Origin of the sequence: Comamonas sp. B-9 (assembly GCF_000410635.1) — a bacterium.
In the GTDB taxonomy this organism is placed as follows: Bacteria; Pseudomonadota; Gammaproteobacteria; order Burkholderiales; family Burkholderiaceae_C; genus Comamonas.
The window spans coordinates 1-12,027 of sequence record NZ_KE148637.1; the positions used below are offsets into that span (position 1 = coordinate 1).

Annotated in this window: 14 protein-coding genes; 12 read left to right on the top strand and 2 right to left on the bottom strand. The window is 63.0% G+C overall.

From position 1 onward, the window contains the following. The 11 genes from H928_RS0118935 to H928_RS0118985 form a co-directional block, all read left to right on the top strand. The coding region (locus tag H928_RS0118935) for an enoyl-CoA hydratase-related protein (protein ID WP_021027909.1) at window positions 1–463 on the top strand (463 nt) is incomplete at its 5' end. A gap of 69 nt (window positions 464–532) precedes the next feature. Then, window positions 533–1,759 carry a CaiB/BaiF CoA-transferase family protein gene (locus tag H928_RS0118940; RefSeq protein ID WP_021027910.1) on the top strand — a complete coding sequence of 409 codons (1,227 nt, stop codon included), beginning with the start codon at window positions 533–535 and terminating at the stop codon, window positions 1,757–1,759. Between the two features lie 68 nt (window positions 1,760–1,827). Beyond that, window positions 1,828–2,577 carry an electron transfer flavoprotein subunit beta/FixA family protein gene (locus tag H928_RS0118945; RefSeq protein WP_021027911.1) on the top strand — a complete coding sequence of 250 codons (750 nt, stop codon included), beginning with the start codon at window positions 1,828–1,830 and terminating at the stop codon, window positions 2,575–2,577. 43 nt (window positions 2,578–2,620) lie between these two features. Beyond that, a complete protein-coding gene (locus tag H928_RS0118950; protein WP_021027912.1) occupies window positions 2,621–3,553 on the top strand; it encodes an electron transfer flavoprotein subunit alpha/FixB family protein in 933 nt (310 codons plus the stop codon). Between the two features lie 436 nt (window positions 3,554–3,989). Beyond that, window positions 3,990–4,919 (top strand): branched-chain amino acid ABC transporter permease, encoded by a 930-nt coding sequence (locus H928_RS0118955; protein ID WP_021027913.1) that lies wholly within the window; start codon window positions 3,990–3,992, stop codon window positions 4,917–4,919. Between the two features lie 10 nt (window positions 4,920–4,929). Next, window positions 4,930–6,006 (top strand): branched-chain amino acid ABC transporter permease, encoded by a 1,077-nt coding sequence (locus H928_RS0118960; RefSeq protein ID WP_021027914.1) that lies wholly within the window; start codon window positions 4,930–4,932, stop codon window positions 6,004–6,006. Window positions 6,007–6,021: 15 nt separating this feature from the next. Continuing rightward, window positions 6,022–6,801, top strand: a complete 780-nt coding sequence (locus H928_RS0118965) for an ABC transporter ATP-binding protein (protein ID WP_021027915.1) — start codon at window positions 6,022–6,024, stop codon at window positions 6,799–6,801. A 2-nt stretch (window positions 6,802–6,803) separates the two neighbouring features. Continuing rightward, complete coding sequence (locus tag H928_RS0118970) at window positions 6,804–7,535, top strand: ABC transporter ATP-binding protein (RefSeq protein ID WP_021027916.1); 732 nt, start codon at window positions 6,804–6,806, stop codon at window positions 7,533–7,535. A gap of 452 nt (window positions 7,536–7,987) precedes the next feature. After that, complete coding sequence (locus tag H928_RS0118975) at window positions 7,988–8,635, top strand: DUF47 domain-containing protein (RefSeq protein ID WP_021027917.1); 648 nt, start codon at window positions 7,988–7,990, stop codon at window positions 8,633–8,635. Between the two features lie 31 nt (window positions 8,636–8,666). Beyond that, window positions 8,667–9,677: an inorganic phosphate transporter gene (locus H928_RS0118980; RefSeq protein ID WP_021027918.1), complete on the top strand. Its 1,011-nt coding sequence runs from the start codon at window positions 8,667–8,669 to the stop codon at window positions 9,675–9,677. A 72-nt stretch (window positions 9,678–9,749) separates the two neighbouring features. Beyond that, window positions 9,750–10,685 (top strand): alpha/beta hydrolase, encoded by a 936-nt coding sequence (locus H928_RS0118985; protein ID WP_052330105.1) that lies wholly within the window; start codon window positions 9,750–9,752, stop codon window positions 10,683–10,685. Between the two features lie 21 nt (window positions 10,686–10,706). Here the strand turns inward: H928_RS0118985 and H928_RS0118990 are convergent, their stop codons facing one another. Both H928_RS0118990 and H928_RS0118995 read right to left on the bottom strand, forming a co-directional pair. Continuing rightward, window positions 10,707–11,186 (bottom strand): NINE protein, encoded by a 480-nt coding sequence (locus H928_RS0118990; RefSeq protein WP_021027920.1) that lies wholly within the window; start codon window positions 11,184–11,186, stop codon window positions 10,707–10,709. Window positions 11,187–11,203: 17 nt separating this feature from the next. After that, window positions 11,204–11,731, bottom strand: a complete 528-nt coding sequence (locus H928_RS0118995; protein WP_021027921.1) for a GNAT family N-acetyltransferase — start codon at window positions 11,729–11,731, stop codon at window positions 11,204–11,206. 107 nt (window positions 11,732–11,838) lie between these two features. Between H928_RS0118995 and rpsP the strand changes: the two genes are divergently transcribed. Further along, on the top strand, window positions 11,839–12,027 hold a 189-nt coding region (rpsP, locus tag H928_RS31025), incomplete at its 3' end, for a 30S ribosomal protein S16 (protein WP_239645014.1).

Genomic DNA, 12,027 nt, shown 5'->3' on the forward strand with positions numbered 1-12,027 from the left:
CGGTGCCGGCCTGTCGCTGGCGCTGGCCTGCGATATGTTGGTGGCTGCGCGCAATGCGGCGTTCTCGGTCGCCTATGTGAAGGTGGGGCTGTCGCCCGATGGTGGCGCCACGGCCTTTTTAGCCGAGCACCTGTCGCGCCAGCTGCTGACCGAGCTGTGCCTGAGTGGCGACCGGGTCAGCGGCGAGCGCATGCAGCAGCTGGGCCTGGTCAACCGCCTGGCCGAGCCGGGCGATGCGCTGGCCCAGGCCATCGCGCTGGCCGCGCAACTGGCCGATGGCCCCTTGCAGGCGATGGCCAGCATCAAGTCGCTGTGCCGCGCCGCCTATGACAACAGCCTGGAAGCGCAGCTGGACATGGAGGCCGAGCTGATGGTGCAGGCACAGGCCACACCGGAATCGGCCGAGGGCATTGCCGCGTTTTTGGAAAAGCGCCCCGCCAACTACCTGGCGCTGCGCCGCTGAGATGGATCGAAAAAAGTGACGCCGGGTGGGCCCGTTTTGCGGCCGCCCCGGTGATCCGAGGAGACAAGTATGCGTGAGCAAGAGAACGCCGCGGCCCTGCCGCTGGCGGGTGTCAAGGTCCTGGACCTGTCCCGTGTTTTTGCCGGCCCGCTGTGCGGCCAGGTGTTGGGCGACCTGGGGGCCGAGGTGATCAAGGTCGAGCACCCCAAGCGGGGTGACGACACCCGCGACTGGGGCCTGCGCATTGGCAAGACCGAGACTACCTACTACAACAGCATGAACCGCAACAAGCGGTCCATCACCGTCGATCTGCAAAAGCCCGAAGGCCTGGCGCTGATCCTGGAGCTGCTGCCGCAGTTCGATGTGGTGATCCACAACTTCAAGCATGGCGGCGCCGACAAGCTGGGCCTGGGCTACGAGGCGCTGAAGGCCTTGAAGCAGGACCTGATCTACTGCAGCGTGACCGGCTATGCCACCGACACCGAGGAGGCCGCCCGCCCGGGCTACGACATTTTGGTGCAGGGCGAGGCCGGCTTGATGGCGATGAACGGCGAGGCCTCGCAGCCGCCACTGAAGTTTGGCGTGGCCGTCGTGGACCTGATGACCGGCATGAGCGCCGCCCAGGCCGTGCTGGCCGCCCTGTTTGCCCGCGAGCGCACGGGCCAGGGCCGCAAGATCGACATGGCGCTGTTTGACAACGGCGTCAGCATCACCGGCTACTACGGGCTCGATGCGCTGTTCATGGGCAAGGACCCGGAGCGCTTTGGCAATGCCCACCCCTCGATCGTGCCCTATGGCATGTTCGAGGCGGCCGATGGCCCGCTGATCATTGCGGTGGGCAACAATTCGCAGTTCGAGCGCTTCTGCCGCGATGTGATCGAGCGCCCCGACCTGGCCGACAACCCCAAATACGCGACCAACGTGGAGCGCGCCAAGGACCGCAAGCTCTTGCTGCCGCTGATGATCGAGACCATCCGCAGCTTCCCGCGTGCGCTGCTGATCGAGCGGCTCAATGCCTGCGGCGTGCCTTGCGGCGAGGTGCTGGGCCTGCATGAGGCGCTGACCTCCGAGCGCGTGCAGCAAGCCGGCCTGGTGCAGAACATGCCCCATCCGGTGGCCGGCCAGACCGCCGTGCTGGCGCCGCCCATCCGCATGGATGGCCAACGCCTGCCGATTCGCCGCGCACCACCCACACTCGGTGAAGGTACACGCGAAGTGCTGCAAAATCTGCTGCGTTTGAGTGATTCGCAACTGCAAGCACTCCAGGCGCAAGGCGTGCTGACCTTGCCCGATTGATACCGTGGCCCGCAGGCGGCAAGCGACGCCGCAGCGGGCCCAGAGTTTATTGTTAGAAAGCTGTGACTATGAAAGTACTGGTACCCGTCAAACGCGTGGTGGACTACAACGTCAAGGTGCGCGTCAAGAGCGATGGCTCGGGAGTGGACATTGCGAACGTGAAGATGTCGATGAACCCCTTTGATGAAATCGCGGTGGAAGAGGCCGTGCGTTTGAAGGAAAAGGGCGTGGTGACCGAGATCATCGCCGTGAGCTGCGGCGTGACCCAGTGCCAGGAAACCCTGCGCACGGCGATGGCCATTGGTGCGGACCGCGCCATCCTGGTCGAAACCGCCGAAGAGCTGCAGCCCCTCGCTGTCGCCAAGCTCCTGAAGGCCCTGGTCGACAAGGAGCAGCCAGGTCTTGTGATCTGCGGCAAGCAAGCGATTGACGACGACGCCAACCAGACCGGCCAGATGCTGGCAGCGCTCGCTGATCTGCCCCAGGCCACGTTTGCGTCCAAGGTCGAAGTCGCTGGCGACAAGGTGAGTGTCACGCGCGAAGTGGACGGAGGTCTGGAGACCCTGTCCCTGTCCATGCCCGCCGTCATCACCACCGACCTGCGTCTGAACGAGCCGCGCTATGTCACCTTGCCCAACATCATGAAGGCCAAGAAAAAGCAGCTCGACACGTTGAAGCCAGAAGACCTGGGTGTGGATGTGAGCCCGCGCCTGAAGACCTTGAAGGTGGAAGAACCCGCCAAGCGCGGCGCAGGCGTGAAGGTGCCCGATGTGGCCACCTTGATCGACAAGCTCAAGAACGAAGCCAAAGTCATCTGACTTTGACCCGACACCTGACACATTGAATGGAAAGACGATAGACATGACCGCTCTCGTTATTGCAGAACACGACAACCAAACGATCAAGACCGGCACGCTCAACACCGTCACCGCAGCCCTGGCTTGCGGTGGTGATGTGCATGTGCTGGTAGCAGGCGTTGGCGCAGCAGCTGCAGCCCAGGCCGCAGCCCAGATCGCAGGCGTTGCCAAAGTCATCCTGGCCGATGGCCCGGCGCTGAAAGACGGCCTGGCTGAAAACCTGGCCGCGCAGGTGCTGGCCATTGCTGGCAACTACAGCCACATCCTGGCGCCCGCCACCGCCTCGGGCAAGAACGTGGCCCCACGCGTGGCAGCCAAGCTCGACGTCGCCCAGATCAGCGACATCACCAAGGTGGTGAGCGCCGATACCTTCGAGCGCCCCATCTACGCGGGCAACGCCATTGCCACCGTGCAATCCATCGATGCCACCAAGGTCATCACCGTGCGCGGCACCGGCTTTGATGCAGCAGCGGCCACCGGTGGCTCGGCCTCGGTTGAGAACGCAGCAGCGGTTGCTGACAGCGGCAAGAGCAGCTTTGTGGGCCGCGAAGTGACCAAGAACGACCGCCCGGAACTCACGGCCGCCAAGATCATCGTCTCCGGTGGCCGCGCGCTGGGCAGCGCCGAGAAGTTCAACGAAGTGATGACCCCGCTGGCCGACAAGCTGGGCGCGGCCATTGGCGCCAGCCGCGCTGCAGTGGACGCGGGCTATGCGCCCAACGACCTGCAAGTGGGCCAGACCGGCAAGATCGTCGCGCCCCAGCTGTATGTGGCAGCGGGCATCTCGGGCGCCATCCAGCACTTGGCCGGCATGAAGGACTCCAAGGTGATCGTGGCGATCAACAAGGACGAAGAAGCGCCGATTTTCAGCGTGGCTGACTATGGCCTGGTGGCTGACCTGTTTGAAGCCGTGCCTGAGATGGCCAGCAAGCTCTAAACGCTGCTCCAGCTCTACGTAGAACGCGGCCCAGGCCGCGTTTTTTTATGCCTCGTCGGCACAGCGTTTATTTGGTTGTTTATGCAACTGAAAGCCGATATAGGTATTTACACCAGTGTTCCAGCCGCGAGACGCAGCCACCGGTTTGATTATTGTGTTTGCTGCATCAATTGTAAAAAGCGCGTCGCGATTTGTTGAATCGATACCTAGTAAATTCCCTAGGTGTCCACAGCAGTCTCGCCTGTATTCATGCGGTTTGCGCATGGGTCACTAGGGAAAGCGCTAGCGGCCTAGTCGCCAAAAAACCGAGGTCGCGTCTATAGAATTGTTTCGATCCGCATAAAACTGTTATCGCGGTTAGAGGCGGCTGCATCGCGGGAGACCCCCGTTTCATGCAGTTTTCGCTGTTGTGGTTCCAAGCTGAAGGGTTGGTTGTATGGATATTTTGCTGCAGCAGATCATTAATGGTCTGGTATTGGGCAGCATGTACGCTTTGATAGCCTTGGGCTACACCATGGTGTACGGCATTATTCAATTGATTAACTTCGCGCACGGCGAAGTGCTGATGATAGGGGTGCTGACCAGCTGGAGCATCATCGGCGTGATGCAGGAGGCCATGCCGGGAACGCCGGGCTGGGTCATCTTGCTGATAGCGACGCTCATTGCCTGTGTGGTGGCGGCGGTGCTCAATTTCACGATCGAGAAGCTCGCCTACCGGCCGCTGCGCAACAGCCCGCGCCTGGCGCCGCTGATCACCGCAATCGGCATGTCGATCCTGCTGCAGACCTTGGCGATGATCATCTGGAAGCCCAACTACAAGCCCTATCCGACCTTGCTGCCGATGGAGCCCTTCGACCTGGCCGGCGCGGTGATCACGCCGACCCAGATCCTGGTGCTGGGCGTGACGGCGGTGGTGCTGGCGGTATTGATGTACCTGGTGAACTACACCCGCCTGGGCCGCGCGATGCGGGCCACGGCAGAGAACCCCCGCGTGGCGGCGCTGATGGGCATCAAGCCCGACATGGTGATCTCGGCCACCTTTGTGATCGGTGCGGTGCTGGCGGCGATTGCCGGCGTGCTCTGGGCCTCGAACTACGGCACGGCGCAGCACACCATGGGCTTTTTGCCCGGCCTCAAGGCCTTTATTGCGGCCGTGTTTGGCGGTATCGGCAACCTGGCCGGCGCCGTGGTGGGTGCGATGATTCTGGGCCTGGTCGAAGCGATTGGCGCGGGCTACATCGGCCAGCTCACCGGTGGCGTGCTGGGCAGCCAGTATGTCGATATCTTCTCGTTCATCGTGCTGATCATCGTGCTGACCTTGCGACCCTCGGGCTTGCTGGGTGAGCGGGTGGCCGATCGGGCTTAAGGGGAACCGCATGAAGAACAACAAAGCACAGTTCATTGTGGGCGCGATTGCGCTGCTGGTATTGCCGCTGATCCTGCAGTCCTTTGGCAACGCCTGGGTGCGCATTGCCGATCTGGCGCTGCTCTATGTCCTGCTGGCCCTGGGCCTGAACATCGTCGTGGGCTTTGCCGGCCTGCTGGACCTGGGCTATGTGGCGTTTTACGCCGTGGGCGCCTATATGCTGGGCCTGATGGCCTCGCCCCACCTGGCCGAGACCTTTGAAGGCTTCAAGGCCATGTTCCCCAATGGCCTGCACACCTCCATCTGGCTGGTGATACCGCTGGCCGCCTTGCTGGCGGCGATAGCGGGGATGATCTTGGGCTTTCCGGTGCTCAAGCTGCGCGGGGACTACCTGGCCATCGTGACCCTGGGTTTTGGCGAGATCATCCGGATCTTCATGCTGAACCTGGACCAGCCCGTCAACATCACCAATGGGCCCAAGGGCCTGGGCCAGATCGACTCGATCAAGATCTTTGGCTTTGACTTTGCCAAGCCGCTGGAGATCGGCAGCTACACGGTCTCGTCGGTCACCTTGTACTACTACCTGTTCCTGCTGCTGGTCGTGGCCAGTGTGGTGATCTGCTACCGCCTGCAGGATTCGCGCATTGGCCGCGCCTGGATGGCCATCCGCGAGGACGAGATTGCCGCCAAGGCCATGGGCATCAACACCCGCAACCTCAAGCTGATGGCCTTTGGCATGGGGGCCACGTTCGGTGGCGTGTCCGGCGCGATGTTTGCCGGCTTCCAGGGCTTTGTCTCGCCCGAGTCCTTCAGCCTGATGGAGTCGATCATGATCGTCGCCATGGTGGTGCTGGGCGGTCTGGGCCATATCCCCGGCGTCATTCTGGGCGCCGTGCTGCTGTCGGCGCTGCCCGAGGTGCTGCGCTATGTGGCCGGCCCGCTGCAACAGATGACCGATGGCCGTCTGGATGCCTCCATCCTGCGCCAGCTGTTGATTGCGGTGGCGATGATCGTGGTGATGCTGCTGCGCCCACGTGGCCTGTGGCCCGCACCCGAGCATGGCAAGAGCGCGATCCAGAAAGACTGAGCAGGAGAGACGAGCATGACGAATACACAAGCTCCTGCACTCAAGGTGGCAGGCATTTCCAAGCGCTTTGGCGGCTTGCAGGCCCTCTCGGATGTGGGTCTGACCATCGAGCGCGGCCAGGTCTATGGCCTGATCGGCCCCAATGGCGCGGGCAAGACCACGTTCTTCAATGTGATCACCGGGCTGTACACGCCCGACAGCGGCAGCTTTGAGTTGGCTGGCAAGCCCTATGAGCCCAAGGCCGTGCACCTGGTGGCCAAGGCCGGCATTGCACGCACGTTCCAGAACATCCGTCTGTTCTCCGACATGACGGCGCTGGAGAACGTGATGGTGGGCCGCCATGTGCGCAGCCATTCGGGCCTCCTGGGCGCGATCTTTCGCACACCGGGCTTCAAGGCCGAGGAGCGGGCCATTGCCGAGCGCGCCCGCGAGCTGCTCGCCTATGTGGGCATCGAGCGCTACGCCGATTACAAGGCGCGCACCTTGTCCTACGGCGACCAGCGCCGCCTGGAGATTGCCCGCGCGCTGGCCACCGACCCGCAGCTGATTGCGCTCGACGAGCCCGCCGCCGGCATGAATGCGACCGAGAAGGTGCAGCTGCGCGAGCTGATCGACCGCATCCGCAAGGACAACCGCACCATCTTGCTGATCGAGCATGACGTAAAGCTGGTGATGGGCCTGTGCGACCGGGTGACGGTGCTCGACTACGGCAAGCGGCTGGCCGAAGGGTCCCCGGCCGAGGTGCAGAAAGACGAAAAAGTGATTGAGGCCTATCTGGGCACCGGAGGACACTGAGCATGGTTGACAAGACATCCAACCCCGTACTGCTGAAGGTGCGTGGGCTGAAAGTGGCCTATGGGGGCATTCAGGCCGTCAAGGGCGTCGATTTCGAGGTGCATGAGGGCGAGCTGGTTTCGCTGATCGGCTCCAACGGCGCGGGCAAGACCACGACGATGAAGGCGGTGACGGCCACCCAGGCCATCAACGACGGGCAGATCGAGTTCCTGGGCGAGAACCTCAAGGGCCGGGGCGCCTGGGACCTGGTGGCCAAGGGGCTGGTGATGGTGCCCGAAGGGCGCGGCGTGTTCACGCGCCAGACCATCACCGACAACCTGATGCTGGGTGCCTACCTGCGCAAGGACAAGGCCGGCATCCAGGCCGATATCGAGAAGATGTTCAATATCTTCCCGCGTCTGCGCGAGCGCAAGGACCAGCTGGCGGGCACCATGTCCGGCGGCGAGCAGCAGATGCTGGCGATGGCGCGCGCACTGATGGCGCAGCCCAAGCTGCTGCTGCTCGATGAGCCGTCGATGGGCCTGTCTCCCATCATGGTGGACAAGATCTTCGAGGTGGTGCGCGATGTCTATGCGATGGGCGTGACCATCGTGCTGGTGGAACAGAACGCCAGCCGCGCGCTGGCCATTGCCGACCGGGGCTATGTGATGGAGTCGGGCATCATCACGATGACCGGCCCGGGCCAGCAGCTGCTGGCCGACCCCAAGGTGCGTGCCGCTTATCTGGGCGAATAGCGGCAGCGCGCATGCACCCCCCCCAAGCACTGCCTGGCAGTGCTTTTTTTATTGCTGCCGGTTGGCGCAGGCATTTGGCCGTCGCCCTGCAAAAATACGGGTGGAGCTGATGGCGGCAAGCGCAAGGTAGCGCGCTTTGGGAGACAGCGCCAGTGCTGCCGTTCTCCCTCTGTACCGGGCACGGCGGGCAGGGCGCAGGCTGCGCTGTTTTAGGCGTCGCGGCCTCAAATGCGACAAAGAAATGACAATTGCATTTAAAATTGGTGAATTTTGCAGTGCAGCAATGCGCCGTGAATGACAGATTTTGCGCACTGCAAACCGCTGACACCGCTGGCAATTCAAGGAGTTGCAGGGTGGCGACGGGGCCAGGGAGCCGGGGCTGACAAGCCAGATTCCGGCCGGGTGTGCGCAGGTTTTTCCCTTTTTTGCATTGAAACCGAATAGGTGCACCCATGCTCTTTGGCAAACTCTTGCCGCGCGAAGGCAATTTCTTCGAACTGTTCAACCAGCACGCCGACCGCATCGTTGAAGCGGCCCACGCGTTCTCCCAACTGGTGGCCAATTACAACGACCCCCATCTGCGCGAGAAATACAACCAGGACGTGGACAATGCCGAGCGCGCAGCCGACCGAGTGACCCACGAGGTCAACCGCACCCTACACAAGACCTTCATCACCCCCATCGACCGTGAACAGATCCACTCGCTGATCAACACCATGGACGATGTGGCCGACCTGATCCAGGACTCGGCCGAGACCATGGCGCTCTACGACGTGCGCCACATGACCGAAGAAATCACCCGCCTGACGGACCTGAGCGTCAAGTGCTGCGAGCGCGTGCGTGATGCCGTCAAGATGCTCGACCGCATTGCCGATCCCTCGACCACCGAGGCGGCCATCAAGACCTGCGAGGAGATCGACCGCCTCGAGAGCGACGCCGACCGCGTGATGCGCTCTGCAATGAGCAAGCTGTTCCGCGAGGAGCCCGATGTGCGCGAGGTGATCAAGCTCAAGGCCATCTACGAGCTGCTCGAGACCATCACCGACAAGTGCGAGGATGTGGCTAACCACATCGAAGGCATCATCCTGGAAAACTCCTGATCCGTTGCAGCAAGCAGGAGACTGAACTTCCATGGAACCGATGCAAACAGCCCTGTGGGTGATTGTCGTGCTGGTGGCGCTGGCCATCTTGTTCGACTTCATGAACGGGTTTCATGACGCGGCCAACTCGATTGCGACCGTTGTCTCTACCGGCGTGCTCAAGCCCACCCAAGCGGTGGTGTTTGCGGCATTTTTCAACTTTGTGGCGATCTTTGTCTTCCACCTGAGCGTGGCGGCGACCATCGGCAAAGGCATTGTTCACCCGGGCATTGTCGACACCCATGTGATCTTTGGCGCCCTGGTGGGCGCGATCGCCTGGAACCTGATCACCTGGTACTACGGCATCCCGTCGAGCTCCTCGCATGCGCTGATCGGCGGCATCGTGGGCGCGGTGATTGCGAAGGCGGGCTCCGGTGCGCTGGTCGCCAGCGGCATCTGGAAGACCGTGGCCTTCATCTTTGTCTCCCCGGTGCTGGGCTTTTTGCTCGGCTCGATCATGATGGTGATCGTGGCCTGGCTGTTCCGCCGCACCACGCCGGGCAAGGTGGACAAGTGGTTCCGCCGCTTGCAGCTGGTCTCTGCCGGTGCCTACAGCCTGGGCCACGGCGGCAATGATGCGCAAAAGACCATCGGCATCATCTGGCTGCTGCTGCTGTCCACCGGCTACGCATCGCCCAACGATGCCGATCCTCCTGCCTGGGCCATCATCTCCTGCTACGCGGCCATTGGCCTGGGCACGATGTTTGGTGGCTGGCGCATCGTCAAGACCATGGGCCAGAAGATCACCAAGCTCAAGCCCGTCGGCGGCTTCTGCGCCGAAACCGGTGGCGCAATGACCTTGTTCATCGCCACCGCGCTGGGCATCCCCGTGTCGACCACGCACACCATCACCGGCGCCATCGTCGGCGTGGGCTCGACCCAGCGCATGAGCGCGGTGCGCTGGGGTGTGGCGGGCAATATCGTCTGGGCCTGGGTGCTGACCATTCCGGCCAGCGCCTTTGTGGCGGCCTTTGCCTACTGGGTGAGTCTGCAGCTCTATTGATCGTGGCGGTGCGATAGCCAAAAGGCGGCTGGCGGATATGATCTGCCAGCCGTTTTGTTTTTTGGCCAAGGCATGACCGACCCCGCACTGACCCCTTCGATCTTTTCGCTGCATCCGCTGGCCTGGGTTGCGGCTGTGCTGGCCGCCTTGCTGCTGGCGGTGCTGGCGCTGGCCTGGTGTCTGGCAGGCTGGTTGAGCCAACCGTACCGCCCAGAGATTGGCGCAGCACCGCAAGAACTGGGCGCCACCGCCGTGGAGATCGCCACTTCGCAAGGCATGGTGCGGGGCTGGTATGCAGCGGGCACGCCCGGGCAGGGTGCCGTGCTGCTGCTGCACGGTGTGCGCGCTGACCGGCGTGCGATGCTGCCCCGGGCGCTGGCGCTGCATGCGCGCGGCCATGGGGTGCTGCTGATCGATTTGCCGGCCCATGGCCAAAGCGATGGGGAGATGCTGTCCTTCGGGCCCCGGGAGGGCCTGGGCATTGCCGCTGCGCTGGCCTGGTTGCAGGCGCAGCAGCCTGCAGAGAAGGTGGCGGTGATCGGCGCATCGCTCGGCGGCGCCGGGCTGCTGATGGCCGATCTGTTGCAGCCGCCCGATGCCGTGGTGCTCGAAGCCGTTTTTCCGAGCATGGAGGCCGCCGTGGACAACCGGGTGCGTGCGGTGCTGGGCCCCTTGGCCCCGTTGGCGCCGATCGCCACCCCCTTGCTGCTGTGGCAGATGCCGCTGCGCCTGGGCCTGGACCCGTACCAGCTGCGGCCTATTGACCGCCTGGCGGCCTGGAGCCGGCCGGTGATGGTGCTGGGCGGCACCGAAGACCGCTACACCCCGCCCGCTGAAACCCGGCAGATGGCGGAGGCCGCAAGCCAGGCGCAGCAGTCAGCGCAGCTGCTATGGCTGGTGCCGGGCGCGGCGCATGTGGACCTGCACCAGTTTGCGCCGCAGGCCTATGCGGCGCAGGTGTTTGGCTTTCTCCGCGCGCATCTGCAGGTGAATGAGCAATCGCGCTGAGGGCCTTGCACAGTTATCCCTTTACTGCGAAATCTTGCGAGCTTCCTCGATCTGGTACTGGAAGTAGTGCTCAAAGCTGTAGGCCAGGCTGGCCATCAGGATCGTGGTGCCGATCAAGAGCGAGGCCACAATGCCGAAGATCGTCAGCCAGCGGGTGCGGCCGGGCAGCGCGTCCTCGGGCAGGCCGGGGTTGTGGCGGGCGTTCCACTTCTCGGGCGCCATCAACCCGTAGACGATGGCCGTCAGTGCGCAGGCCGCAATGGTAAAGCCCAGCAGCGGCACCAGAACCCAGCTGAGCTGGTCGTCGATGCCATGGCTGGCAATGCGCTCCATGCCGTACAGGCCCAGCGCCGTGGGGATGGGCAGCATCCAGCCAATCATGTCACCCAGGCCATGCAGGTAGAAGCGGTGCAGGCCCAAAGGCCCCCCCAGAAAAGCCAGCCAGGTGGCCAGGGTCTTGCTCTTGCTGCGCGGCATCGCGTGGGTGATGGGGTGGCTCATAGGGCGGGTGGGGTGGTTTAGGTGGTGGGGGCGCTGTTGTCGCCATCGCCCAGGGTTTTTTCCATCATCACGATATCCAACCAGCGGCCAAATTTCCAGCCCACCGAGCGCATTACGCCCACCTGGGTAAAACCGGCTGCGCGGTGCACGCCGACCGAGCCGAGGTTGTTCGAGTCCCCGATCACGGCGATGAGCTTGCGCACGCCAGCCGCTTCGCAGTGCGCGATCAAGGCGTTCATCAACAGGCGCCCCAGGCCCCGGCCATGTTGCCCATCTGCCACATAGATCGAATCCTCGGCCGAGAAGCGGTAGGCCGGCCGGGCCTTGAACCAGTTTGCATAGGCATAGCCCAGGATCTGGCCATCGTTGTCCTCCGCCACCAGGTAGGGCAGCTGGCGCGACAATACCTCGTCGCGGCGCCGGGTCATTTCTGCTTCGCTGGGGGCCTCGGTCTCGAAACTGCCCGTGCCATGCAGCACATGGTGGGCATAAATGCGGGTCAGCGCGGGGATGTCATCAGGGGTACTGGTACGAACACTTGGCATGGTTGAAAGAAGTTTGTATAATTTGCGGCTTTACTGCGTGTCGCTGGCCGGGTGGCTAGTTGCGTGTCTCAAACGTGGTAAGAAAACTAACCACCCGAAGGATTATTATGGTCGTTATTCGACTCTCCCGCGGCGGCTCCAAGGCCCGTCCGTTCTACAACATCGTCGTTGCTGACAAGCGCGTGCGCCGTGACGGCTCGTTCATCGAGCGCGTGGGTTTCTACAACCCACTGGCCAAGGAAGGCGTTGAAGGCCTGCGCGTTGCTCTGGACCGCGTGGCTTACTGGAAGAGCGTT

Bases quoted from the DNA above. Each gene is read 5' to 3' on its own strand.
- H928_RS0118940 (WP_021027910.1), top strand. From the start codon at position 533: ATGCGTGAGCAAGAGAACGCCGCGGCCCTGCCGCTGGCGGGTGTCAAG.
- H928_RS0118945 (WP_021027911.1), top strand. From the start codon at position 1,828: ATGAAAGTACTGGTACCCGTCAAACGCGTGGTGGACTACAACGTCAAG.
- H928_RS0118950 (WP_021027912.1), top strand. From the start codon at position 2,621: ATGACCGCTCTCGTTATTGCAGAACACGACAACCAAACGATCAAGACC.
- H928_RS0118955 (WP_021027913.1), top strand. From the start codon at position 3,990: ATGGATATTTTGCTGCAGCAGATCATTAATGGTCTGGTATTGGGCAGC.
- H928_RS0118960 (WP_021027914.1), top strand. From the start codon at position 4,930: ATGAAGAACAACAAAGCACAGTTCATTGTGGGCGCGATTGCGCTGCTG.
- H928_RS0118965 (WP_021027915.1), top strand. From the start codon at position 6,022: ATGACGAATACACAAGCTCCTGCACTCAAGGTGGCAGGCATTTCCAAG.
- H928_RS0118970 (WP_021027916.1), top strand. From the start codon at position 6,804: ATGGTTGACAAGACATCCAACCCCGTACTGCTGAAGGTGCGTGGGCTG.
- H928_RS0118975 (WP_021027917.1), top strand. From the start codon at position 7,988: ATGCTCTTTGGCAAACTCTTGCCGCGCGAAGGCAATTTCTTCGAACTG.
- H928_RS0118980 (WP_021027918.1), top strand. From the start codon at position 8,667: ATGGAACCGATGCAAACAGCCCTGTGGGTGATTGTCGTGCTGGTGGCG.
- H928_RS0118985 (WP_052330105.1), top strand. From the start codon at position 9,750: ATGACCGACCCCGCACTGACCCCTTCGATCTTTTCGCTGCATCCGCTG.
- H928_RS0118990 (WP_021027920.1), bottom strand. From the start codon at position 11,186: ATGAGCCACCCCATCACCCACGCGATGCCGCGCAGCAAGAGCAAGACC.
- H928_RS0118995 (WP_021027921.1), bottom strand. From the start codon at position 11,731: ATGCCAAGTGTTCGTACCAGTACCCCTGATGACATCCCCGCGCTGACC.